Raw genomic sequence first — 24285 nt, 5'->3', positions numbered from 1 at the left:
TTAGTTACAGCCGATATAGTAACGACAGTGACAAATAAAGTAAATGAATTATTGCCAGTAATTTATGTGATTGGTCTATGGCATAGGGGTGATGAATACGTATGCTCATCACCCCCTGGTCACTACTCGGCTGCCTGCCGATGGTAGCCCCACCACCAGACCAACAGGTTGGCGACGGAAATCGCCGCGCCAGCCGCACAGACACCGAGCCAGCCGGCATGCTGCCAGGCCCAGGCCGACAACAGCGACCCTGCCGCACCACCGATAAAGTAGCTGGTCATGTAGCCTGCGGTGAGTCGGTTACGGGCGTCCGGCTGCACGCGATAAATCACCGTCTGATTGGTGATATGCACGCCCTGAACCGTCAGATCGAGCACCAGAATACCGATAATCAGCGCAATGGCGGAGGTCTGGCCGTACCCAATCGCCACCCAGGAAAGCAGCAGCAACACCAGGCCCCAGGTGGTTGTCAGGTGCGCTTTGCCTTTATCCGCCAGCCCGCCGACAGGACGTGCGCCCAGCGCGCCTGCCGCGCCCGCCAGACCAAACAGGCCGATCGTGCCTTCCGAGTAGTTGAACGGTGCGCCCGAGAGCAGAAACGCCATTGAGGTCCACAGGATGCTGAAGTTGGCAAACGTCAGGCAACCGAGCAGCGCGCGGGTGCGCAGCAGCTTATCGTGCGCAAAGAGGCTAAAGATGGAGCCGAGCAGCTGTGGGTAGTTGAGGTGCGTCTCCTGCTTGAGTTTCGGTAGGCCACGCCACAGGGCGAAGGCCAGTACCAACATCAGCACGCTGGCGACCCAGTAAACGGTACGCCAACCGCCGAGGCTTGCCAGCAGTCCGGCGACGGTTCGCGCCAGCAGAATACCCAGCAGCAATCCGCTCATCACAGTTCCGACCACCTTGCCGCGCTTTTCCGGTGAGGCGAGGGTGGCCGCCATCGGCACCAGAAGCTGCGCGACGACGGAGAAGAGTCCCGTAAGGGCGGTACCGAGGATCATCATGCCCAGCGAACTGCTGCTGGCGGTGATCAACATGCCTCCCGCGGCGAGCAGCGTCATGGTGACAATCAGCGCGCGACGTTCAAACATATCGCCCAGCGGTACGAGAAACAGCAGCCCGGCGGCGTAGCCTAACTGGGCGGCGGTAACGATAAAGCCCGCCTGTCCGGCGCTCAGTGAGAAGTGACGGGCGATAGTCTCCAGCAGTGGCTGCGCATAGTAGTTACTGGCAACGGCGAGACCAGTGGCGATGGACATTAAGGCGATTAACGCTGGGCTAAGCCCGTGATCAGGTTTAGTCATGGTATTAAGAATGTGAGGAAGAATAGGGACGATAATAACGAAAGGCAGGGAGATGCGGGAACATGTCGCGTAGCGGAACGTGCTTTTTGATGGTGGGCTGGCCTTGTACAGGCCGGATAAGACAAAGCCGCCATCCGGCGAACGGTGGCGGCTTTGTCCGATACAGCTACGCTTATCAGGCCTTATTCTGCGCGGCCAGCGCTTCTTTTACCCAGCCGTCAAATAGCTGCTGGTGGGCTTTAATCCAGCCATCCACCTGGCCCTGAACGTCGGCTTCGGATGCCTTACCGGCATGCATCATGGAGTTCTGCGCGTTAATGTCAGACAGCGGCAGTTTCATAATGGCGAACAGTTTCGCGGCCGCCGGGTTTTTCTCAGCCCAGGCTTTGTTGGCAACGATATGGATAGTGCTCACCGGGAAGCCGTAGTTAGCGCCGTTAGGCAGCTTGGTGTCGGCATCTTTCGGTACGCCCGGCAGGGAAGAGAACGGCACCTGCAGCCACACCACGTCTTTACCCGGTTTCAGCACATCGCTCACCCAGTACGGCGTCCAGGTGTAGTAGAAGATTGGTTTGCCTTCTTTAAAACGAGTAATGGTGTCGGCCATCATCGCCGCGTAGTTACCCTGATTATGATCGACGGTTTTGTTCAGGTCGTAAGCATCCAGCTGGTGATTGATGGCCGCTTCACAGCCCCAGCCTGGCGTACAGCCAGTCAGGTCGGCTTTGCCGTTACCGTTGGTGTCGAACAGTTTGGCGATCTTTGGATCTTTCAGCTGCGCAATATTGGTGATGTGGTATTGATCGGCGGTTTTCTTATCGATCAAATAACCCTGTGCCGCGCCGCCAACCAGCGTCCCTTCACGATAGAACTTCTTATCCCCGCCCGCCGCGGCGTACATGTCATTATGCAGTGGGATCCAGTTGACGGCGGTGAACGTCGCATCGCCGGCGGCGATCGAGGTGTAGCCGACGTTGTAATCGACTTCGTTCGGTTTACTGACGGTGTAGCCCAGTTTTTCCAGCGCGCGGCTCACCAGCAGCGTCTGGAAGGTCTCTTCTGACAGGGTGCTCTGCACCGGCTGAACGGTAATGCCTTTCCCTGGGAGGTCGGCAGCAAACGCGCTGGTGGAGACCAGCGTGGTAAAAGCAGTGGCTAAGACAAATGAGTGTCGCATCGTTGTTCCTTTAATAGTGATAGTCGTGGAGCGTTGGCCCGGCAGCGCGGGCCAACACGATGGTTACTTAGTGAAAGGGCGAAGCAGCAGACCCAACGGACCGGTGCTGTACCAGCGGCGGTTGCCACGGCTGCGGGAATCCCGGCCTACGGCCTGCGTCAGGCGGTCGAGGATAATGGCGAGGATAACGATCCCCACGCCGCCAACCGTCGCCAGGCCCATATCGAGACGGCCAATACCGCGCAGCACCATCTGGCCCAAACCGCCCACAGCGATCATTGAGGCGATAACCACCATCGACAGGGCCAGCATCAGCGTCTGGTTCACGCCCGCCATAATGGTCGGCATGGCCAGCGGCAGCTGTACTTTGAACAGCATCTGACGCGGGCTGGCGCCGAAGGAGCGCGAAGCTTCAATCAGGTCCGCCGGTACCTGGTTAATCCCCAGAATGGTCAGACGCACAATCGGTGGCAGGGCGAAGATAATGGTTACCACCACGCCTGGCACGTTACCGATACCGAACAGCATGACGATCGGCACCAGGTAGACAAACGCTGGAGTTGTCTGCATCGCATCAAGCAGTGGGCGAATAATCTTCGCCGCTCGCGGGCTACGCGCCAGCCAGATCCCTAGCGGCAGGCCTATCACCACGCAGAACAGCAGGGCGGTGAGCACCAGCGCCAGAGTGATCATGGCCTGCGACCAGGCACCGATGGCGCCGATGGCAATCAGCGAAATAAAGGTCGCGATGCCCATCCCAACGCTGGAAATCTGCCAGGCAATCAGGGCGAACAGCACGATCGCCACCGGCGCAGGCATCCCCAGCAGCAGCTGCTGGAAGGCACTCAGGATGTAATCGACAGGAACGCGAATCCCCTGGAACAGCGGACGGAAGTGCGTGACCACCCAGTCGATGCCGTGCGTCACCCAGCTATCGAGCGGGATCAGCGTCTTATGGAACGGGTCCATAATGTCGAAGTGTTCGGGCTGTGGCGCAGGCGCGCTGTGCAGCCAGTCGGCGTTGCCGCCGGACGGTGCCGAAGCCGGTGAACCCCAGGCATCGGCGGAGTTAGCCGCGCTATCGGCGGCCGGTGCGGTATCCCACGGGTTAGATTGATCAGCCATTGTTGTTTGCCCCCTCGCGATCTAATGCCTGTAGCAGCATTCTTTTTGAAATAACGCCGACGTACTGCTGCTCTTCTCCAACAACCGGTACGGCGCAGGGGGCATGGCCCACATGAGAGAGCAATTCGCTGAGTGGCGTTTGCGCATCGACGGCCAGTGGCTCATCAAGAAGCGCCGCGTCAATTCCCTGGTTGGCTTTTAACGCCTCTTTCAGGGAATCAATGGAGACAATACCGACAAACTTATTCCCGCGTTCGATGACGTAGCCGTATTCACGGTCATCATCCTGCAGTAATTTGAGGGCTGAGCGCGGACCAAAGCCCGGAGTTTTACGGATCAGACCATCCGGATTACGGCGCGCAATATCCTTGGCGCTAAATACCTGGCTAATATCCACACCGCGGAAGAAGGTGCGGACATAATCATTTGCCGGATTATTCAGAATTTCATCCGGGGTACCGATCTGCACCACTTCGCCATTTTGCATAATGGCAATGCGATCGCCAATTCGCATAGCTTCATCAAGGTCGTGGGAAATAAATACCACGGTCCGCTGATGTTTGGCCTGTAATTTGACTAACTCATCCTGCATCTCGGTACGAATTAACGGATCGAGCGCCGAGAAGGCTTCATCCATTAACAGGATATCAGGGTTAATGGCCAGCGCGCGGGCTAAACCGACGCGTTGACGCATCCCGCCGGAGAGTTCGTCAGGATAGGCGTGCGCATAGTTTTCAAGGCCCACCTGGCGTAGCGCGTCCAACGCTTTCTCCTGGCGCTCTTTCACCGGCACACCGGCCAGATCCATGCCAAACGCGGTGTTATCCAGTACGCTCATGTGCGGCATGAGGGCGAATGACTGGAAGACCATTGCAATTTTTTTACGGCGGACATCGCGAAGCTCGGCGTCGGATATTTTGGCAATATCCACGCCGTCAATCAGCACCTGTCCACGAGTCGGTTCAATCAGACGATTGAGAAGGCGTACCATGGTGGATTTGCCGGAGCCGGATAACCCCATGATGACAAATATCTCGCCTTCTTCAATGGCCAGACTGGCATCTTTGACGCCAAGCGATAACCCTGTTTTCTCCAGAATTTGCTCTTTGCTGAAACCTTTGTCGATATATTTAAATGCTCGCTGTGGATGCTCGCCGAATATTTTATAAAGATTCTTAATTTCTAATTTAACTGCCATGCAATATGAAATTTCCTGTTTTTAGTTTATGTCGATATGCTACCTGATGAAAATAATGACCTGTATATACCCTAGCATACTGAGACGATGTGACAACCCTCAATCTGTTTTCATCCGAAATAGCCGGTAGGGTGATATCGCTCTCATTTCCCATGATATAAGGGCTGAGCGCAAATTCGCGGTGGTTGATTTTTTTATAATTTAAGTCAGGAAATTTGGTCGAGATCTAAAAAATGCACTGAATATTTTCTGAAAAAATGGCGGCGATTATTTGTATGATGATGACGTTTTTTTAGGAAATATCCGGGTGAAAAATAAGGACGTGTTTTGCTGAATTAACGCGATATATTCGAGGTAAAATAATGCCCGTGCATGGCGATGATTCACGGGCATTTCAGGACTACATCCGCATGCCAACGGCCAGGCGGTTAAAGGCATTCATCAGGCTGATGGCAAAGGTCATGTCGCTGATCTGCTCGGCGCTGAAGTAGGCCAGTAGGGGTTGATAGACGCTGTCTTCAGCGTGCGTTTCGGCGACGTACGTCAGATCTTCGGCCCAGGCCAGGGCGGCGCACTCCGCGTCGCTGAAGTGATTACTCACTCTCCATCCAGCCAGCGCATCTAATTTGGCTTGTTCAACGCCAGATTTACGCAGCGCTTTGCTGTGCATTTCCAGGCAGAACGCGCAGCCGTTGATTTGCGATACGCGTAAATACAGCAGTTCCAGCAGCGTACGCTCCAGCGAGCTTTTTTCCAGCGCGATACTGGCCTGTACCAGCCCGGCATAGACGTTGGGGCTGAGTTCACTATAGGGTTGGCGTAATGCAGTCATTGTCTTTCTCCTCGTTCAAGATGCGACAAAAATAGCACTATAATGGTCTTAGAAAGATGACCATATTAAGAGTAAAAAATAAGACCATGAAGCAGAAGAGCGAACCGCGTTACCGGCAAATAGCTCGCCAGCTGAAGACGGCGATTGAACAAGGAGAGCTGGCGGCAGGCAGGCGTCTGCCATCGAGCCGTCTCTATGCTCAGGAGCTTGGCGTTTCAAGGGTGACGGTGGAGAACGCCTACGGCGAACTGGTGGCACAAGGGTGGCTTGAGCGACGCGGACAGGCCGGTACGTATGTAAGCGATCACTTAACATTGGAGGCCGCGCCAGTCGAGCCACTTGGTTTTGGTGGCGAACAGTTTCAGCCGCAACCGTTTCAACTGGGACTACCCGCGCTGGATCTCTTTCCGCGTGGAATATGGTCCCGTGTGATGGGGCGTCGGCTGCGTACGCAAACGCGTTTTGATTTAGCGCTTGGCGACGTTTGTGGCGAAATGGCGTTACGCCAGGCGATTGTTGAATACCTGCGATTGTCCCGAAGTATTGAATGTGAAGCTGAGCAGGTGTTTATCACCTCGGGCTATGCGGCCGCGATGAGCCTGACCTTACAAGCTCTGTCGGGGCGTGGTGAGGGGATGTGGGTTGAAGACCCTGGTTTTCCGCTGATTCGCCCCATCATCGAGCAGGAAGGCGTGACGCTGCATCCTGTGCCGGTCGATGGCGAAGGGATGGACGTTGACTGGGCGCTCAAACATGCCGCCAATGCGCGTTTTGCGCTGCTGACACCCGCGCATCAAAGCCCGACGGGCGTGGCGCTATCGTTGCCGCGGCGGCGGCAACTGCTCGACTGGGCAGCGCATCACCAGGCGTGGGTGATTGAAGACGATTACGACAGCGAGTTTCGCTATCACGGCAAGCCGCTGCCGCCGCTGAAAAGCCTGGATGCACCGCAGCGGGTTATTTACATCGGTACATTCAGCAAAGCGCTATTTCCGGCGTTGCGTACCGCCTGGCTGGTGGTGCCGATGCCGCTGGTGGCGGCGTTCCGCCGCCAGGCCCAACGCGTGGCCTGCCCGGTACCGCTGCTCTGGCAGCAAACGCTGGCGGACTTCCTGCGCGAAGGCCACTTCTGGCGGCATCTGAAGAAAATGCGTCTTCACTACGCTCAGCGTCGGCGCTGGCTTGAAACAGCACTCGTGGCGCATGGTTTTCAGGTGGTGGAACAGCTGGGGGGCATCCAGTTGGTGGTATCGGTCGACGGGGATGATCGAATGATGGCTCGCCGGGCGCGAGAGGCGGGCCTGGCGGTGCAGGCGATAACCGACTGGCGCATGGCTCATCCCGGAGATGTCGGGCTGATTATGAGTTTTACTAATATAGTCTCGCCGGTGATGGCAAATGAACAGGTCGCGGCGCTGAGGCGAGCGATAAAATAAAAACCCCGGAGCATCAAAGATACTCCGGGGTAGACGCGTTTTTATTATCAACATCGTTATGGTTATATTATCGGCGCGATCCCAATAATACGCCAATAAAAATCCCCACTGCCGCGGCAGCGCTCACACTTTGCCAGGGTTTATCGCGAACATAGCTGTCTGCGGTGTCGGCAACATCGCAGGCGCTCTGTTGTAAACGGCTGCGACCATGAATACGAGCGCGGGTTTCACTCAGCAACGCTTTGGCTTTGCGTCGTGCAGTTTCCACTTCATCTTTATTCTCGCTGGCCCAGCTCTTGAGAATATCCTCCAGGCTATCGGCTAATTGGCTGACATCGTTATGAATATCCTGAGCTTCATCTTCTGCTTCATTGCGGTTAAATAATTTGGGCATAACGTCCTCCACGAAATTTGCTGGAGCGTTAAGTGTAGGTCATCCGCTATAAATTGCCGTGATTTAACGTGTTTATGGATTTATCTGAAAGCGAGGCGAATACTGATTCATGTAAGGTGGCGATGCAGTAAAAGATGACGAGGAAAAAATATGTATCTACGACCTGATGAGGTGGCGCGCGTTCTTGAAAAAGCGGGCTTTACCATGGATGCGGTAACCGCCAAAGCCTACGGCTATCGCCGGGGGGAAAATTATGTTTACGTCAACCGCGAAGCGCGGATGGGGCGTACGGCGCTAATCATTCACCCGGCGCTCAAAGACCGTAGCTTTAAATTTGCCGAACCGGCATCTGATATTAAAGCGTGCGATCACTACGAACAGTTTCCGTTGTACCTTGGCGGCGATGTTGAGCAGCATTACGGTATTCCGCACGGCTTTAGTTCACGAATGGCTTTAGAACGTTTCTTAGATGGGCTTTTTGGCGAGAATATCTAAATAAGAGACTGGCATGGCCAGTCTCTTATTACCCTGCTATCAGGCTTTCGCTTGGGTGTATTGCTCGACGCGGAACAAGCGACGGCAGAAATCGAGGAAGTAGCCGTAAGCGGCACCCATCACCAGCGATATCACCGCGTTTGAGCTAACCGCAGCGATAATCTGATGCCAATCGGCACCCACGCTCAGCAGAATTAAGACGTATACCGGCGACTGGAAGGTCACGTACGCTAGCGGATCTGCCACTCTTTTCATCCAGCCAGCCGGGCTGATTCGCGCGGCCTGGCGCATGATGAAGTCACGGTAGATACCGTATGGCCATGCAATAATAATGTTCACCGGAATCGCCACCAGTCGAGACGAAAGTGACTGCTCGAAGGTCATTCCCGAGAGAAAAATTTCAATCATCATGTTCACGACGGAACAGTAGACCACCATGGCGAAAGTGTCTGCTGCCGCATGACGCAGGCGTGACTGCGCAGAGAACATCGGTATGCTCCTCGAAAATAAACATTAAAACTGAGAGAAAACGTGCTTTTTGGCGTTTTGGGTTGGTTTGTTCAACGCATATAGGTTATCCATCTGCAATAAAACAAACAACTAGTGAAATATTTTTATTTAATGCGTTTTTATCAATAAAATACTCTGTTTTTGGTTGTTTTTTAACCTGTGCGCTATTTTTGTTTTCAATTCTGGTTTTTGTCTTAAAAATCATTTAATTACGCTTTGTTATCGAACAGTTAATTGTTTTGGAAGCGCAGGTCTTTTTTGCTGTCAGCGTGCTAATGCTGATTTTATTGTGATTACCGTCACTAATGGTGTTTTTATCTGACTGGAAGGTGTTTTTTTAGCATTAAACGCTGATGGATAGCATGGGAGGATATGCGTGATTTATGGGTAAACATTCAGTTTCGTGAGAAGAGGCGGTGAGGCTGGCTCACCGCGGGGGAGGTCTTAGCAAACGCCAAAGTCGCCTTCTTCACGATACGGGGCGACGTCATCGTTTTTCAGCGTGTATTGCTTACCGTGCTCATCGCTGGCCTGGACGGCCACGATGCTGTCTTCGTGTGCTTCAATAACCTTTAATTTCGGTCCGCCCATTTTCGGCTGAACCAGATCGCCAGGTGCAAACATCAACGTGCTCCTTTGTTATCTCTTGTCTTCATTAACGTTGCCGCAGCAGCGATAGCGCTTATCGCCTGTTCCACGGCATCACGGCTAGCAGGCGCGCCATACCGCAAAATCCGGTCATCCCGGCCAGGGTTAAGCCTGCGCCCACAAATGCACTCAGCAAGAAGAAGGCGCTGGATACGCTATAACCCAGTACGACGCCCAGTAAAATTAGCACGCCCGCGGCGATCTGTACCTGGCGCATAAGGGGTAGCGGCTGTGTTTTATCCTCGACCATCGGCAGACCCGCCTTTCGCCAGGCGTCGATCCCTCCGTCAACGATTTTGACTTCTGCTGGCGCGGCTGCGGCAACCAGTCGCGCTTCGTTGTTACGCGTGCGGTTGCCGGACTGGCAGTGAAAAATCACGACGCCACCGTCGGAAGAGGGTAGCGTTTGCCCTTTTTCGATAGCGCTGAGCGGGAAGGGGCGGGCCATGGGAATGTGTTCACGCACGTACTCATCGGCATCGCGTATGTCGATGAGGGTGGCACCCTGCTCAATGAGCGTAAGCGTGGCTTGTGGGGAAAGATATTCAACGGTCATGTTCAGGTGTTCCTCAAGGGCAGAAAAGCGTTTTTAAGGTAGCGACGATCTGCCTCACCGCGTCGTTTTTAATCGAGTAGTGGATGCGTTGGGCAGCGCGCTGGCTGTCAATCAGCCCCTCCTCGCGCATGCGAGCGAGATGTTGAGACGTGGCTGACGGGCTTAAGCCGGTGACTCGCGCGAGCTCGCCGGCACTAGTTCCGGGGGCATCGCACAGCATGCAAAGGATCAGTAGCCTGTGGGGGTTGCTCATCGCTTTCAGTAGCGTGGCGGCTTCACCGGCACGAGCCTGCAAAAAATCGATTTCGTTCATATCTTACTTTAGTGTTTTCTTAATTAAGAAAACACTAAATCAAAGTTGTTCCAATGACAAGTCCTGTTGTTCGAAGATGCTCTTAATGCTTAGCGTGATTATTATCAGAATTTAAAAAGTCCAGAGGGTGACGGTGTTCGGATTATTCTTACTTTGATTCATGTTCAGCATTTTTTGTTACGCAGATAATCTGATGTCATGCCTTGTAGTGTTAATTTCGTTAAATTTTAAAAGGTGGTGTTAATAATTGTTGGTCGTGCATTTGACACCGACACGTTGATAATCCTTTGTGGATAACATTTAGTGATAATTATCTATTTCTGCGAGTAAATAGAAGGTTCTTTTACGATATTTTTACGTAATTCTTTGTTGCAATGGTTTTTAATGTGGATATGATTAATGTCGTATTTCTAATGCACTTAATGAATTAGTGGTTAGTCTTAACTTACAAATAAAAAAATACTCTCCGTCTTTATAAAGGCGCGGAGTGCGATTACTTGTTTAATACCCTGTGGATGGAATCGAAGATTAATAATCATGGAGGGCTTTACGGCGAGGCGCGGATAAATCGTTTTTACCCGGCAACCGTCAGCATCAATGTATATCAATCAGAGATGAAGAATGAAAACACAATTTCGTATTATGGCAAGTGTCATCGGCTTAGTGGTATCGGGTGCGGTAGCCGCTGCTGGTGTGACCACTAACCCTGGTTCAACAGCGGGGACGCAAGGTACAGGCGGGCAGGTTGAATTCACCGGCTCCATTACGGATGTTTCCTGTAACGTCACCAGCAAAAGCGCCAATCAGCAGGTCGATCTTGGCAAATGGGCAAAATCCTATTTCACCGGGAGCGGCATTGAGACGACCAAAACTGCCTTCCATATTAATGTCGAAGATTGCCCAAGTTCGGTAACTCAGGTTGCCGTGCTGTTTGATGGTAATAAAGACAAAACCGACTCGTCTCTGCTTGCAATTAACACGGGTACCGGTAACGCTACGGGCATCGGCATCAAGCTGTATGAAGAAAATCAAAGTAAACAGGTGGCTTTGGGAGCGGTAACGGATAAGCATCCGGTTACTGCGGGGACATCTGGCACCGGCTCTGCCGATCTCACCTTCTACGCCGACTATAAGTCTACGGGCACTGCCGTCACTACCGGGAATGCAAACGGTGTCGCTGACTTTAACATGGTTTACAACTAATTAAAGCTCTGAGCAGAAGGTGCTTTCTGCTCAATCTCTCTGTTATTTTCTAACTCTGGTTTTCCAATGAATCGTTTTATCGCGAGCCTGGCTATTTCTTTATTCATAATCTCATCTGGCGCTCAGGCGGGGATCGTTATGGGCGGTACCCGCGTTATTTATGAAGAAGGTAAGCGTGAGGCATCTATTTCAGTGACGAATGCCGATAGCGCTACACCTTATTTGGTCCAGTCGTGGGTGGAAAATTATCTGACTACGGATAAGGGGCAGCCACCGTTTATTGTGACTCCTCCGCTCTTTCGTCTGGAGCCTGAGCAGAAAAATGTGCTGCGAATTAATTACACCGGCGCGCAATTACCTGCTGACCGTGAGTCCGTGTTCTGGTTGAACGTAAAAAGTATTGCCCCGACGCAAAAAGACGATGCCAATAAACTGCAGGTCAATATTAAATCGAAGTTTAAGATCTTTTATCGACCGAAAAATTTAGCCGGTGAGGCGGAAAGCGCCTGGCAGGCGCTAATATTCCGTTCGACCGGGAGCCGTCTGGTTGCTCATAACCCCACAGCTTATTTTGTCTCCTTCTTTTCACTGTCCGTTGGCGGGCAAGAACTGGAGTCGCCAGGCATGATTGCTCCCTTCAGCGATCAATCGTGGCCGGTTAATCGTTCAGGCGTCGTGAAGTGGCGAGCGATTAACGACTTTGGCGGTATTACCGACTACGCGCAGCAGTAACCTGACTGGCTCTCATTGTGAAAAAGTTAACCTCCGACAACGTGTTTGGTGAGGCTAGCGTTGGCCGTCATCCGCTGATGGCCTGCGTACCAGCGGCGCTGTTGCTGCTGTGCTACCAAAATACCACGCGAGCAGAGGACTATTTTGACCCTTCGGCGTTAGAGCTTTCGGACCCACAACAGAAAATGGCCGACTTGCACTATTTCGCGAAACCGGGTGGCCAGCAACCGGGGCGTTATCCGGTGGATGTGTGGGTCAATAACCAGCAGATGGGCCATGAAACCATTGAATTTGTCGATGTTAATGGCAGGCTGCAGCCACTTTTAACGCCAGCGCAGCTGGCCGAGTATGGCGTAAACGTTAGCGCCTTTTCGGCATTTGACTCGCTGCATGAACGGGAAACTTTCAGCCTGATTGGCAAGTTCATTCCCGATGCTTCCAGCACGTTTGATTTCACCGAACAGCGACTCAAACTGAGCATTCCGCAGGCGGCGATGAATCTGCAAAGCCATGGTTATGTCGACCCTTCCCGCTGGGATGATGGCATTCCCGCCGCATTTGTCGACTATAACCTGACCGGTGCGCAGACCCAGCAAAGTGGCGGTGACTTTCGCTCCAGCTATTTAAACTTGCGCAGCGGTATTAACCTGGGCGGCTGGCGGTTGCGCAATATTGCCGCCATGCAGTACGACAAGACTCGCCGCTGGCGCTCGCAAAGCACCTATCTACAACATGACGTGCGCGCTTTACAGAGTCAGCTGCGCATGGGCGACACCTATACCAGCGGTGATATTTTCGACAGCGTGCAGTTTCGTGGCATTCAACTGATGTCCAACGAAGAGATGCTTCCGGACAGCCTGCGCGGCTTTGCGCCGACAATTCGCGGCATGGCTCACAGTAACGCCAAAGTGACGGTCTCTCAGCATGGCTATGTCATTTACGAAACCTTTGTCGCGCCGGGCGCATTTGTCATTAACGATCTGTACCCGACTTCGCAGAGCGGCGATCTGGACGTGACGGTCAAAGAGAGCGATGGCTCAGAGCGTCAATTTACCCAACCGTTTTCAGCGGTGCCGTTTATGCTGCGTCAGGGGCGCATAAAATACAGCGTCAGTGCGGGACGTTTTTATTCGGCGCAGGCGCAGACACGCCGTCCGCAGTTTATGCAGTCCACTTTGTTCTACGGTCTACCTGCTGGCGTGACGCTCTACGGCGGCGCGCAGATTGCGGAGGATTACCAATCCTGGTCGGCCGGCGCGGGGCGCGGATTTGGCGTACTGGGCTCGCTGGGCGCTGATTACACCAGCGCGGTCACCCGCACTCCGTCAAAACAGCGCTATAACGGGCATTCGGCGCGGCTACAGTATCAAAAAGACTTCGTGACTACCGGCACGACATTGAGCCTGGCGAGCTACCGCTACTCTTCCAGCGGTTACTACGATTTTAGCGAGGCCAACGCCCTCGAGGGGCGCTATGGCGAAACGGACAACAAGCGGAATCGTGAAGAGATCTCGCTGTCGCAAACCTTAGGGAGCGCAGGTAGCCTGTCCGCTTCTGCTTGGACGCAAACGTACTGGCATTCCCCGCGCCACGATCAGACCGTTCATGTGGGATTCTATAGTGCATGGCACAGCGTTTCCTGGGGTGTGGGCTATTACTATACGCAGTCGTCGCAAAGCAATAAAAACGATCGTTCGCTCTCTTTCAACCTCAATATCCCGTTAGGCCCGGTGCTGCCGGATGCCTCCGTTAGCTACAGCACCACCTCCAATAACAACGGTTATGCCTCACAGCAGGCTTCGCTGTATGGCTCAGCGCTGGAGAAGAATAATCTCTATTACACCGTGCAGCAGGGCTATGGCAATAATGGTCAGGGTAGCAACAGCGGTGTATCGCTGGACTATCGCGGCGGCTATGGCGAAGCGCAGCTTGGCTACCAGCGCGATAAAACCTCCCGCCAGATTAACTGGGGAGCGTCTGGCTCCATTGTGGCGCATCCTCACGGCATTACCTTCGGCCAGTATACCGGCGACAGTTTTGCCATCGTTCGCGCTCCTGGCGCGGACAATGTGGCGATTCAAAATGGCACCGATCTGCACACCGACTGGCGCGGCTATGCCATCGTGCCGACGCTCACGGCGTATCGTAAAAACGATATTAGCCTGGATACCGAATCCATGGCGGATGACACCGAGGTTGAACTGGAAGGCCAAACGGTGATCCCCGGCGGCGGCGCGATCGTAGAGGCTGATTATCAGACGCATATTGGCCAGCGCGTCTTGTTTACGCTTCGAGGCAAAAACGGCCCGCTGCCGTTTGGTGCTAGCGCAACGCTTTCTGGCGTGGACGGCGCGGCATCGGGGATCGTGGCAGAGCAAGGCCAGGTGTATCTTAGCGGCGTTCCGGATGAAGGCATCCTGGCTGTGCGCTGGGATGTTGGCCATGTCTCGCAAAGCTGCGCGGTCCATTTCCATCTTCCCAACAACCAACAGCGTAATCCGGTTAAAACGGTGAACGCGGTCTGTTTATAAAAAGGCTTGAGTATGTACATCGGGTTACGGCGTATTTGCGTTTTTATACTGTTCATCGCGGGGCTGAATAGCTCGCAAGCCTGGGCGGAAAACTGCAGTAATACCATCGGCGATATGACTGTGAATACGCAGAACATCAAATACCTGCCTTCGCTGCCGATCAATTCGCAGATGTCCGGTTCAATGGCCGATAACAGTAGCGGTATACGCTTTACCTGCGACTTAACGGTTCCCGCCGCGGGTTGGAAGCGCCTGGTATATCAGCAGATGGATACCCAGGGGGCGGCGATCGCCGTGAATGGCGTGCATATTTTTGCCAGCAAGCTCAACGGTCTGGGTTACTCGCTTGGGTTCCAGTGCAATGGCGGTCCGGTGCATTATATTGACGGGAGCTCGTCTCCGGCGGGGAACGAGTCGACGACCATTTGCGATAGTGCCGATATGCCTACGCTGCTTGGCATGAAAGAGGTGATCATTAAGGCGTATATCACTTTCTACAAAACCGGCGAGGTGAACCTGTCCGGGGGCAATCATACCAACGTTGATGCGCAGCCGCAGGTGGGGAAGCTGTTTATGGAACTGCAGCCGGCATCGGGGCAAACCACAACCAGTACGTCGCCCACTTTCCTCGGGCTGTCGGCGCTTAACGTCGATATCGGCGCCAGCGGTAGCTGCCAGGTCACCACGTCCACGATTCACGTGGCGTTAGGCTCCGTTAATAAATCTGAATTTAAAGGCATTGGGACGACCGGTGGGCGTGCCCAGACGTTCGCTATTCCCGTTTACTGCTCGCAGCCGACGGAGGTACGGATGGGGTTCTTTGGCGTGGAGGATACGTCCGGGCAGCCGAATATTCTGGCGCTCACAAAGACCAGCGCAGCGGCCAGCGGCGTTGGTGTGGCGCTGAACTATGGTAACAACGGCGCATCAGCGCCTGCAGAAGGAACGGCGGTGAGTATTAATGAAGCCATGAACCTTCCGGTACTGAAGACGATTACGGCAAGCAACGCCGCCAGCGCCGAGCGGATAAATTTCTCTGCCCATTACGTGCAGACTGGCGCGGTAGTCAACGCCGGGACGGCGAACAGTATGGCGACGTTTACGCTGGTTTATAATTAATGGGGAAGGGCGAGATACCCCTATCGTCGTTGAATTGATCTGCCGTCTTAAAAGGGGCCTGACCGATGTAAAAAAAGCCGCTGATGCGGCTTTTTTGTATGAACGTCCGGTTACTCGCTGACTTTTTTCTCAAGTTCAGCGGCGCCGTCTTTGGTTTTATCCCAGCCTTCCTGAGCGCCTTTTTTGGTGGCGTCCCAGCCTTTCTGGCTAACTTGCTTGGTTTTATCCCAGCCTTTCTGCGCGCCTTCTTTGGTGGCATCCCACCCTTTTTCCGTTCCTTCCTTAGTTTTATGCCAGGTTTTCTGCGCACCCTCGCTGACCTGGCTGCCGACGCTATCACTTTTCCCTTCGGCGGCATGTTTCGATTTCAGCTTCAGCTCTTCACCCTGATTCTGCGCCTGATGCAGCTTTTCCTTCGCTGTGTTGGCGTTTTCCTGTGCTGCGGCTACGGTGTCGTCAGTTGCGTGAGTCGTTGCGGCAAAAACCGGTGATGCCAGCATAAGTACAGATAATGCAATCATTGTCTTTTTCATAATATCCTCATCTAACGATCTCAGTGTTATGAGCATGAACAAGGTTGGCATACCAGAGATTATGCGTCTCCAGGAATAAACTGTAAGTGAATCGTCTGGGTTTTGAATGAATGTTATGACCGTTGGGGGCAAAGGTGAGCTTCGTTCACGGCAGTTTGTATCGTAAGCGACTGGACGGTTTACGCACTAAAAGTATGGATTTTCCCTCGGTAGCGTCCTATCCTGAGAACAAATATACGAGGTTATCATTATGAAAGATGTTGTTGATAAGTGCAGTACCAAGGGATGTGCAATCGATATTGGTACAATTATTGAAAATGACGATTGTACCTTTCAAATCGAGCGAATTTTTCCAACGGAAAATGAAGCGGAGCTAGCGGTCGCTAAAATCCAGAAACTGGCTTCTGCTGCGGCATCGGATGGGAATCCAGAGGTTGAGTATCAGATTCTGAACGTCGATAACGAGGTGAAACTGGACGCTTCTGTCACATTCTCTTGTCAGGCAGAAAAGATCATTTTTGAATTATCACTACGTTCCGCATTCTGAGTGTAAGCGCGCCTGCCGGGACGTTCAGTTGATGAACGGTGGCAGGCCTGTTAAACGCCATCTTGTAGGCTCTGCCGGGAAAATGTGTTTATCCACCTCGGTTGCCATCGTGCTATATCGACCTTTCTTGTCCTTTATTATCTTGCTCGTACCTATCAGCCGGAGGCTGCATAGGTGCATTTGTTTGTCTGAAGCTGATAATAAAGCAACTGCCAGAGCTTAGTTCTACGGGACTTTATTAACAAAGTAAGCCCGTCACCGTGCGTTTAGACCTAACGAAAAAGTAGAGCTTTTCGTTGGGCCTATTAATGGGCCTAAAAGGTTCGGATTAATGAGTTCTCTTCGGACTTCTCGGGAAATTGAGGGCACAAAAAAGCCCGCAGGGCTTGCGCCGTGCGGGCTCTCAGGACTTCATCGGATGACTCTGGTAATCACCGATGGAGAATTTTGGTGGAGCTGGCGGAGTCTGAATAATTCACGTAACTATATGTTATAAAGTAATTTTAATCAATTCAACTTTCATTGGTATACCTAAGCGTATACCAATGGCGATTTGTTGCAGCGCTTCCTGTGGTTAAGTGAACCTGTTTTTGAATAGGTCACATCAAGAAAAAAACTTTTTTTTAGAAAAACTGTTCACACTGTTCACTAATGGTTTTTATTAATAATATTCATTAACTTACGTGGTGAATGGTTGGTGAACAGTGAACACTTTACTGTTCACTCTTTCCGTTTTGCAGGTAAAAAAAGACCGGCGATTGCCGGTCAGGGTAGGTTATTTCGCTACGGGGTCATCACATTTCGGCAACCAGTCGGCGTTGCTTTCCTCTCTTAGCGCGAGATTGGTTTGTATGCCCTGATTTTTTCGGCGCTTCTCATAACTCAGCCCGTACTCTTTCAGCATGGCTGGCAATCCCTTACCGAACATGGTGAGGCTGAGTGTATTCCTGTAGCCGTGGGCTTCCATATACGCCAGATAGGCATGATACAGATACAGGCGCGGCTGACGCGGAATGATGTTGGCATTGCCAATAAACATACCCTCAGGCTCCGGCAGGGCTTCCAGATAGCCGCAAAAATCAAATGTCGGATCGGCATCACGCTTGATGCTGAGCGCCTCGTCGGAGTTCTGCTGTGACTGGAGCAGTGCGCGCGCAGTCATCGGATCGCTGAACTTCTGCATTAGCTGGCGCACAATCACGGCCAGCTCACGGGCGATTTTGTTCTTGAGCTGCGGGTCGCGTTCCTCCGGGGCAATCTGCTCCGGGAAATGCAGGATCACCCGGCGACGGGAAACACCGCCGCTGCGGTCGGTAAAGCGCATCGGGTTATTGTTCACGGCCAGAATCACCGCCGGAATATGGGTGGAGTATGCATCCTTGTATTTCGGGTCGACCGATACCGCATCACCGCCGGTGATGGCCTTAAGTCCGGCACCGTCACCGCTCCATTTCTCCTGGTCAGGCAGGCGTATCAGCGAGAAGCCAATCAGCGCCGCACGTTCGCGCGGGGATTCCAGCGTCTCGATGGTAGCCGACGTGGCGTTATCTTCCCCGGCGAGCATCGTCGCAATTTCGGCCAGAATACTTTTGCCGCTGCCTCCGGGGCCGGTCACTTCGAGGAAGAGTTGCCAGTCGTAGCGGTTCGCCAACACCATAAACAGCGCGGCCAGAATCACGTCGCGTTTTTCCGGTCTGCCACCGGCGGCGCGATCGAGCCAGCGCCAGAAATCCGGGGCGTGGGTTTCCAGTGTTTCACCCTCGACCGGCGGGGTAAAATCGACATCACAGAGCGTGCGCAGCCAGTGTGATTTATGGTGAGGGTTGAATGAGCCGGTGGCGGTATCGAGTACGCCGTTGCGAAAGCCAATCAGACGGCGCGCAGGGGAATCCTGCTGCGGAATAATCAGTTTCAGGGTCTCAACTACTGAGGCAATTTTCCCCGAAGAAAACGGCGCGCGCAGGCGCTGGAACAGCCCGGCCACGTCGCGCGCAAAGTCCGACGGCGGGATGATTTTCCAGATTCCCGCCTCATAGCGGGACAGGAGCTGCCCGTTCGCATCCACGGCCAGCGCTTCGCCGTAATGTTCATGCACCCGCATGGCTTTCTCACTGGTGCTCATGGCGGTAAATTCCGCCTCGCTCATGGTAGAGAAAGGGCTTTCAGCCGGTGGCCGGATTGCGTCATACATGGCTTTACGCGTGGCATCTCCGCCGTGCTGTGTATACGCATCATTCCAGTCACCGAACACCGGCGGCAGGGCGACCACGCCCTCACAGGACTTTGCGGCCGCAGACGCTTTGGTCTGTCCGTCGCCGTTAAGGTCACGGTCGGCGGCAATGATAATCCGACAGGCCGGGAATTTGTGACGGGCAAGGCTCGCCAGAGAAAGGAGGTTCACCGACGACAGCGCCACCATGACGGTTTCCCCGGTCAGGTGATGCACGGTGAGCGCGGTCGCGTAGCCCTCCGCTATCCACAGCCGTTTTCCCGCCTCTTTTTTTCCGTCGAGAATATGACATGCCCCTTTTACCTGCCCCCCTTTCAGGGTGCGCTTGAGACCGTCAGCATTAATGAGCTGGACGTTAACCAGTGCGCCGCTATCGTCATACAGCGGGACAACCACATCCCCGGCGCGGTACGTTACGCCGCCGGTTTTATGCAGGGTGGTGAGCGTCAGACATTCCCGGCCGGGGAAGCCCTTGCGGGTGAAGTAGGCGTTGCCGGTGGCCGGGCGGGTTTTCTCCATCAGTTTTACGGCCAGCGCGGCGGCCGCTTTGCGGTCGGCCTCAGTTTCAGCGTCTGCGGCCGCAGTCACCGCCGGGGATACCAGCGGCAGGTTTCCGGTCACGGCGTTCACCTTCCCGGCCGCCTCTGACGGGGTCACGCCGAACACTTTCTCAACCAGTTTCAGACCGTCTCCCGCGCCGCACTGATTACAGAACCACGTCCCGCGCCCCTCTTTATCGTCAAAGCGAAAGCGGTCGGAGCCGCCACACACCGGACAGGCCTGATGGCGGTTTTTGATGACCGTTACCCCCAGCGCCGGGAGAATGCGCGGCCAGTGGCCACACGCCTGTTTTACGGTGTCCGTTACGTTCATTTTCATGGTGCTTTCTCCCTCAGTGCAGTGCCGGTGTGGTGATATGACGGGCGCAGAGTTCATCCATCACGACCAGCCCGAGAAAGGACAGCGACGGCGCGGCCTTGAGTGGTCCGGCTTCCATTAAATCTTCGAGCAGGGCACAGGCAATCTGGCGGCCTTTTTCCTCGCCATGCTGGCGCAGGTAGAAACCCTCCAGCTCGGTCGCAATGGCGCTTTCCAGCGTACTGAGCGTGAGCTGCGGGTAGCGGTGCTGACGTTCGCACAGGGTCAGCCAGGCACAGGCGACCGCCCGGCGATAGAGCGCGGCGCGTAAGACGGGCGTTAATGGCTTTTTCATACGTTGCCCTCCCCGGTCAGCCAGCACTGATTACAGCGGTCGACCACGCCGTCGAGCCGGGCAGTCATGAGGTAAATCACCGAGGTGAGCTGTAGCTGCTGCGCCGGATTGTGACGCAAAGAGGTGCAGTCCTGCACCTGCATCAGGTCGCCGACAAGCTGGCCGACATTGCGAAGATGTTCGAGACATTCAAGGTCTGCCCGGCTGATGGTGGGCTGGTTTATATTCTGCGGCCGTTCCGTACTGTTAACAGGCATTATTTCGTCTCCTGAGGACGTGCGTATCCCTGCGCAGATACGCACATTTTATTTTTTGGGTGTCGTTTTTAATTACAGATAATGGCGGTAGCTGTTATCAGGTTTTATTTCCGTTTCCGGACTGAAATTATTCCGCCATTTATGCGCCACCGGCGCCGGGCGTTTAACTGGGGGAATATCGTCAGGATATTTATCGATATTCCGTGCCCGGTATTGCTGTAATGCCGGGTCGGCCGCTATTTCGCGCAATACGGCGTGGCGGTTTTCAGGGTTGCGCTTAAATACGTCGGGATGCGCACAGGTAAAGTCCCGCAAAAAACGACTGAGCGGAATTTCTGCCATACGGCCACCGGCAATAATACGAATGAGGATGGTGTAGGTGCGCCGGTACGGGTTCCAGACCAGCCCCGGACAGCGGTACGGCATATCCCACGGAATCCCGTTGGCCAGCACGCCCGACACCACCACATCAGGAAATCCTGTACAGCGATATATTTCACCCGGCTGAGGGAAATCAAACATGGTGCTCACCTCCGTTTCCCGACGTCGTGGTGAGAAAGTCACGGCACAGGCCTTTGGCTTTCAGCTCTTCCAGGACGTAGCTGACGTCCTCATGGATATAACTAAAAATCTGCGGCAGGTATAGCTGGTGTAAACCGTTCAGCTCACGGCGAAGCAAATCACCGCCCACGAACTGCGAGACGGCGCTGGCGCGATTGAGTTTATGGTACGCCTCTATGCTGAGGTGTTCCTGCATGGGGTTAAGGTCATCACGACGCGCTGAGACGGTATGAGGGGTGTTTTTATTATGCATGTGACATCTCCACAACCGGCAGGCGGGCGGCAAGGGAAAGCACGTATTCCCGGACAAGAGTGCGGCGGGCGGCCAGCTCGTCACCGGCAACGGTGCGGAGCATACAGATACGGGGTTTACGGTCTGCGCGACGGACGGCGGCAAACACAAAGACAAACTGCGGGTGTGACGGGGTGAGGGTCGTAGCCATGATGGCAATCTCCTTGAAGTAGTCTGAAAAACTACCACCGGAAACGCCAATTTCACTGGTGGCAGCCCGAACGGGGTTGGCGTAACCGGCCTTCAAGGGTACCGGCCAGCCCGAAGGCTGCCCCGCCCGGACTACCATTATCTGACTGGAACCGTGGTGTACGCATAAACACCACAGCCCGAAAAATGGGTGTGCCTGAGCAACGACGTAAAAAAACACGCATGGCGCGTGTCGTGTCGCCTTGAAGTTATACGGAACGCCAATTCCGGCTGTCGATTTTGCGACAGCGACAAAACTGTACCAGGAAACACACAACGGATGCAAGCCAGAAAAAGGGGCTCTGTGAAATCGGCTCTGATTCATGCGTCGTATTTCCGGTTGCGGTGCGCGACACGTTCTTCCATCCACGCCGTGATTTCAGACTGTAGCCAGGCGACATTTTTACCCCCGAGGGAAACCTGCGCCGGGAAAGCATTGCGGGCAATTAAATCGTAGAGCGTGGAGCGGGACAGGCCGCACTGATGAATTACTTCCGGGAGACGTAAAAAACGCTCCTGAGCCGGGGCTGAAACCGGCATCGGGTGCATGGTGGTGGGGGAGGATGGTACTGATGAAACTGTGTGCATAACGCTACCTCGTTAATATCCGCAGAGATCCGGACGTGTCCGTCCGGTATCAGGTAGCGCTCTATTTTGTGAATATTTTTTCTCAATGCAACAGGGGGAAATTGTACTAAGCACGGGACAACGGGTGATGTTTTTTTACTCAAGACCATTTAAAGGCACTGGAAGGAGTTATAAGGCACTGGAGATTTCAAAAGTGAAATGCAAATTGATTTAATCACCATAAGAGCATGAATTAATAGGATATACCGCATAAAATTTACATTTGTGACGTTCAGAACAGTGAACACTAGTGAACACTCGGTGAATACTTCATTCTCAACTGTTCACTCTTTAATTTACTGTATTAATTAACTTTTTTCTTTGAGTGAACAGTAGTGAATAGTTATTAGTAAAAAAACAAACAGAGAGAGGTTTTTCCTTCGACTTTCCTCTGGCAAGCCGGGTTTTTAAGTCCTGTTTGTGCCATGACTGCTACAACCGCAATGAATCGAGTTGTTGTCTGAGGGGCGGCAGAATGGCGTCAGGTTGAAAACACACAGAGAGCCCGACGATGAAAGCAGACTTACTTACTTCAGTAATGAAAACCATTGGCAGCACACAGAATGAGACAATACGTACAGCCATCGAGATCGCACTGGATACGCTTAATGAGCAAGCCAACCAGAGCGCAGAGACCACGATAAATAACGCGCTTGATGCGTTCAGCCAGGCTAAATCCGCACACATGGAAAATATGCTGAAACTGAATGATATCGAGGCCGCCATTACCCGCAGCGAGAAAGAACGTCAGAACGCGCTGAATGAGAGTGCTGAAGCGGAACAGAACTGGCGCGCCCGTTTTCGTGAACTGCGCGGCATGATGACCCCGGAACTGAAAGCGGAACATGGTCAGCGAATGGCCGGTCGTGAACTGGCAGAGGAATTCGCCGCCCTGATTGATGAGCTCAATGATGATAAAGCCCGTACTATGCTGGCCGCCTGTACGTCAGGAAAAGAATACGTCAGCGCTCATTCAGATGCGTTTTCAGCCTATGCCCGGAATGAGTGGGCGGTGGTAATTAAAGACATTCCCCCCCCACTGGTACGCGCATTTGCTTTACGTCTGCGTGAGCTTGAGATTAAGGGGGAAGAACACCCTCACACTATTCTTATTCAGGAGCTGGGCGAGAATGTACTGACACAGAGCCAGTATTACGTATTCAACATGGAACATGAGCCGGTGATTTCACAGATTGGCCTTCATCGTCCGGCACTCACCGGCGTAGATATGAAGCTCTTTAAAAGTCCCGCCCTCAGAATGGCGCGGGCTAAAGAGCTGGCACAGAAGAAACAACCACAGGGGGTGAAGTCATGATGCGCTGTCCGTACTGCAAACAGGCGGCCCATGTTCGCACCAGTCGTTACCTGTCGGATAACGTCAAACAGAGTTATCTCCAGTGTGTGAATGTCTTCTGCTCCGCGTCCTTTCGCACCATCGAATCTATCGATGAGGTGATACGGCCACCGGCGCCGGAAAAGCCAGAACCGGCGCAGACAGCGCCAGTGACACCGCCCCGAATTCTGGATTGCGCTCGCTCATCGCTGCGCCACTGATTCAGGAGAAAAGAAATGATACGAGCACCACTGGAGCAGGCCTTTGAAACCTGTCAGAAGAATAAATCGGACTGGATGAGCAGCAAGTCAGCACTGGCACAGGCTGAAATGGCGCTGAAAGAACATGAGCTCACCAGTACCCGCTATGAGCCTGACGCTGTACAGGCGCTGCGTGATGATATTGACCTGAAAAAATGGGCAGTAAACCAGTCTGCCGGTCAGTATATCCGGTCACATGAGGCCGTGCAGCGTGTCAGCATGCGTCGCCAGCTCCACGCCTTTATGCAGGTCAGTGGCGACGCGCTGGTCGCAGCGCTGGCACCGGAATTAATGCACCTCAGAGAGCAGCCTGAAATCGTCAGAGAACGGGCTCTCGACCGGGCGGCCGCCAGCGTTCGCGAAGCGCTATCGGTTCATCTGGCCAGCGGAAGAGATATTTATTATGCAGAGGATGACCGGGATATCCTGACGACCATCGGATTCCGGCCTGACAGAGCGTCCAGAGAAGACAACCGGGCAAAATATACACCTGAACAGAGTCAGATTTTCATGTGCCGACAGGCCGCGCAGACCCGCAAAAAATCCGCATAAAAAGCCCCGAAAATCCCCGTCTTTTTTAAGAAAAATAGCCATGCATGCCTACGCTGCATGGCTTTGCATGCAAAATCCTGAATTTTCCACACCCCGCCGCACCAGCACTGGCGCTGCC

Annotated in this window: 28 protein-coding genes; 10 read left to right on the top strand and 18 right to left on the bottom strand. The window is 53.6% G+C overall.

Translation table 11 applies throughout. The features are described from left to right. Positions 1-122: 122 nt before the first annotated feature. The 5 genes from K7B04_RS24215 to K7B04_RS24195 all read right to left on the bottom strand — a co-directional run bounded on the left by K7B04_RS24215 (position 123) and on the right by K7B04_RS24195 (position 5636). Positions 123-1304, bottom strand: coding sequence for an MFS transporter (locus K7B04_RS24215; protein ID WP_223803217.1), 1182 nt, complete (start codon positions 1302-1304; stop codon positions 123-125). A gap of 175 nt (positions 1305-1479) precedes the next feature. Further along, positions 1480-2481, bottom strand: coding sequence for a glycine betaine/L-proline ABC transporter substrate-binding protein ProX (proX, locus tag K7B04_RS24210; RefSeq protein WP_223803216.1), 1002 nt, complete (start codon positions 2479-2481; stop codon positions 1480-1482). A 63-nt stretch (positions 2482-2544) separates the two neighbouring features. Beyond that, complete coding sequence (gene proW / locus K7B04_RS24205; protein WP_163446248.1) at positions 2545-3606, bottom strand: glycine betaine/L-proline ABC transporter permease ProW; 1062 nt, start codon at positions 3604-3606, stop codon at positions 2545-2547. Beyond that, a complete protein-coding gene (gene proV / locus K7B04_RS24200; protein ID WP_064543239.1) occupies positions 3599-4804 on the bottom strand; it encodes a glycine betaine/L-proline ABC transporter ATP-binding protein ProV in 1206 nt (401 codons plus the stop codon). Before proV ends, proW begins: the two co-directional genes overlap by 8 nt. Before the next feature lie 400 nt (positions 4805-5204). Next, positions 5205-5636: a carboxymuconolactone decarboxylase family protein gene (locus K7B04_RS24195; RefSeq protein ID WP_163446247.1), complete on the bottom strand. Its 432-nt coding sequence runs from the start codon at positions 5634-5636 to the stop codon at positions 5205-5207. 86 nt (positions 5637-5722) lie between these two features. Here K7B04_RS24195 and K7B04_RS24190 point away from each other — a divergent pair, with 86 nt between their 5' ends. Further along, the gene (locus tag K7B04_RS24190; protein ID WP_163446246.1) at positions 5723-7072 is read left to right on the top strand and encodes a PLP-dependent aminotransferase family protein; all 1350 of its coding nucleotides are present in this window, start codon (positions 5723-5725) and stop codon (positions 7070-7072) included. A gap of 67 nt (positions 7073-7139) precedes the next feature. On the opposite strand, the gene K7B04_RS24185 is transcribed toward K7B04_RS24190, so the two are convergent. Then, entirely contained in the window at positions 7140-7466 is a 327-nt protein-coding gene (locus tag K7B04_RS24185; RefSeq protein ID WP_064543245.1) for a DUF883 family protein, read from the bottom strand. A gap of 150 nt (positions 7467-7616) precedes the next feature. Between K7B04_RS24185 and K7B04_RS24180 the strand changes: the two genes are divergently transcribed. Next, the gene (locus tag K7B04_RS24180) at positions 7617-7961 is read left to right on the top strand and encodes a DUF2002 family protein (RefSeq protein ID WP_064543247.1); all 345 of its coding nucleotides are present in this window, start codon (positions 7617-7619) and stop codon (positions 7959-7961) included. 39 nt (positions 7962-8000) lie between these two features. On the opposite strand, the gene K7B04_RS24175 is transcribed toward K7B04_RS24180, so the two are convergent. The 4 genes from K7B04_RS24175 to K7B04_RS24160 form a co-directional block, all read right to left on the bottom strand. After that, entirely contained in the window at positions 8001-8450 is a 450-nt protein-coding gene (locus tag K7B04_RS24175; protein WP_163446245.1) for an L-alanine exporter AlaE, read from the bottom strand. 465 nt (positions 8451-8915) lie between these two features. Further along, the gene (locus tag K7B04_RS24170; RefSeq protein ID WP_064543251.1) at positions 8916-9095 is read right to left on the bottom strand and encodes a hypothetical protein; all 180 of its coding nucleotides are present in this window, start codon (positions 9093-9095) and stop codon (positions 8916-8918) included. 58 nt (positions 9096-9153) lie between these two features. Then, the gene (locus K7B04_RS24165; protein WP_223803215.1) at positions 9154-9675 is read right to left on the bottom strand and encodes a rhodanese family protein; all 522 of its coding nucleotides are present in this window, start codon (positions 9673-9675) and stop codon (positions 9154-9156) included. Between the two features lie 13 nt (positions 9676-9688). Beyond that, a complete protein-coding gene (locus K7B04_RS24160) occupies positions 9689-9988 on the bottom strand; it encodes a metalloregulator ArsR/SmtB family transcription factor (protein WP_163446243.1) in 300 nt (99 codons plus the stop codon). Positions 9989-10609: 621 nt separating this feature from the next. Here K7B04_RS24160 and K7B04_RS24155 point away from each other — a divergent pair. From K7B04_RS24155 to K7B04_RS24140, 4 genes are all read left to right on the top strand, one after another. After that, complete coding sequence (locus tag K7B04_RS24155) at positions 10610-11191, top strand: fimbrial protein (protein ID WP_167575178.1); 582 nt, start codon at positions 10610-10612, stop codon at positions 11189-11191. Positions 11192-11257: 66 nt separating this feature from the next. Further along, a complete protein-coding gene (locus K7B04_RS24150) occupies positions 11258-11923 on the top strand; it encodes a molecular chaperone (RefSeq protein WP_223803214.1) in 666 nt (221 codons plus the stop codon). Between the two features lie 77 nt (positions 11924-12000). Continuing rightward, positions 12001-14454, top strand: a complete 2454-nt coding sequence (locus K7B04_RS24145; protein ID WP_223804219.1) for a fimbria/pilus outer membrane usher protein — start codon at positions 12001-12003, stop codon at positions 14452-14454. A 12-nt stretch (positions 14455-14466) separates the two neighbouring features. After that, positions 14467-15573 carry a fimbrial protein gene (locus K7B04_RS24140; RefSeq protein ID WP_223803213.1) on the top strand — a complete coding sequence of 369 codons (1107 nt, stop codon included), beginning with the start codon at positions 14467-14469 and terminating at the stop codon, positions 15571-15573. 110 nt (positions 15574-15683) lie between these two features. On the opposite strand, the gene K7B04_RS24135 is transcribed toward K7B04_RS24140, so the two are convergent. Continuing rightward, the gene (locus tag K7B04_RS24135) at positions 15684-16106 is read right to left on the bottom strand and encodes a hypothetical protein (protein ID WP_167575182.1); all 423 of its coding nucleotides are present in this window, start codon (positions 16104-16106) and stop codon (positions 15684-15686) included. A 250-nt stretch (positions 16107-16356) separates the two neighbouring features. Here K7B04_RS24135 and K7B04_RS24130 point away from each other — a divergent pair, with 250 nt between their 5' ends. Further along, entirely contained in the window at positions 16357-16653 is a 297-nt protein-coding gene (locus tag K7B04_RS24130) for a DUF406 domain-containing protein (protein WP_223803212.1), read from the top strand. Positions 16654-17428: 775 nt separating this feature from the next. Here the strand turns inward: K7B04_RS24130 and K7B04_RS24125 are convergent. The 7 genes from K7B04_RS24125 to K7B04_RS24095 all read right to left on the bottom strand — a co-directional run bounded on the left by K7B04_RS24125 (position 17429) and on the right by K7B04_RS24095 (position 21983). Beyond that, positions 17429-19762, bottom strand: coding sequence for a primase-helicase zinc-binding domain-containing protein (locus K7B04_RS24125; RefSeq protein WP_223803211.1), 2334 nt, complete (start codon positions 19760-19762; stop codon positions 17429-17431). Positions 19763-19775: 13 nt separating this feature from the next. Then, a complete protein-coding gene (locus K7B04_RS24120) occupies positions 19776-20096 on the bottom strand; it encodes a DUF5375 domain-containing protein (protein WP_223803210.1) in 321 nt (106 codons plus the stop codon). Continuing rightward, a complete protein-coding gene (locus K7B04_RS24115) occupies positions 20093-20320 on the bottom strand; it encodes a hypothetical protein (protein WP_223804218.1) in 228 nt (75 codons plus the stop codon). Before K7B04_RS24115 ends, K7B04_RS24120 begins: the two co-directional genes overlap by 4 nt. A 105-nt stretch (positions 20321-20425) precedes the next feature. Beyond that, the gene (locus K7B04_RS24110; protein WP_223803209.1) at positions 20426-20875 is read right to left on the bottom strand and encodes a hypothetical protein; all 450 of its coding nucleotides are present in this window, start codon (positions 20873-20875) and stop codon (positions 20426-20428) included. Beyond that, complete coding sequence (locus K7B04_RS24105) at positions 20868-21167, bottom strand: Derepression protein (RefSeq protein ID WP_223803208.1); 300 nt, start codon at positions 21165-21167, stop codon at positions 20868-20870. The genes K7B04_RS24110 and K7B04_RS24105 overlap by 8 nt, the downstream gene beginning before the upstream one ends. Further along, a complete protein-coding gene (locus K7B04_RS24100; protein WP_223803207.1) occupies positions 21160-21720 on the bottom strand; it encodes a host cell division inhibitor Icd-like protein in 561 nt (186 codons plus the stop codon). The genes K7B04_RS24105 and K7B04_RS24100 overlap by 8 nt, the downstream gene beginning before the upstream one ends. After that, complete coding sequence (locus K7B04_RS24095; RefSeq protein ID WP_223803206.1) at positions 21717-21983, bottom strand: AlpA family transcriptional regulator; 267 nt, start codon at positions 21981-21983, stop codon at positions 21717-21719. The genes K7B04_RS24100 and K7B04_RS24095 overlap by 4 nt, the downstream gene beginning before the upstream one ends. A 550-nt stretch (positions 21984-22533) precedes the next feature. Between K7B04_RS24095 and K7B04_RS24090 the strand changes: the two genes are divergently transcribed. Genes K7B04_RS24090 through K7B04_RS24080 form a run of 3 tightly spaced genes read left to right on the top strand, consistent with a single transcriptional unit; the run spans position 22534 to position 24167 of the window. Beyond that, the gene (locus tag K7B04_RS24090; protein WP_223803205.1) at positions 22534-23337 is read left to right on the top strand and encodes a capsid protein; all 804 of its coding nucleotides are present in this window, start codon (positions 22534-22536) and stop codon (positions 23335-23337) included. Continuing rightward, positions 23334-23576, top strand: coding sequence for an ogr/Delta-like zinc finger family protein (locus tag K7B04_RS24085; RefSeq protein ID WP_223803204.1), 243 nt, complete (start codon positions 23334-23336; stop codon positions 23574-23576). Before K7B04_RS24090 ends, K7B04_RS24085 begins: the two co-directional genes overlap by 4 nt. 15 nt (positions 23577-23591) lie before the next feature. Continuing rightward, positions 23592-24167, top strand: a complete 576-nt coding sequence (locus K7B04_RS24080) for a phage polarity suppression protein (RefSeq protein WP_223803203.1) — start codon at positions 23592-23594, stop codon at positions 24165-24167. Positions 24168-24285 lie beyond the last annotated feature (118 nt).

The organism is Kluyvera sp. CRP, assembly GCF_019930565.1.
Taxonomy (GTDB): Bacteria; Pseudomonadota; Gammaproteobacteria; order Enterobacterales; family Enterobacteriaceae; genus Kluyvera; species Kluyvera georgiana_A.
Note: the sequence above shows the minus strand (reverse complement) of the source record. Positions and strands in the feature narration are given on the sequence as shown.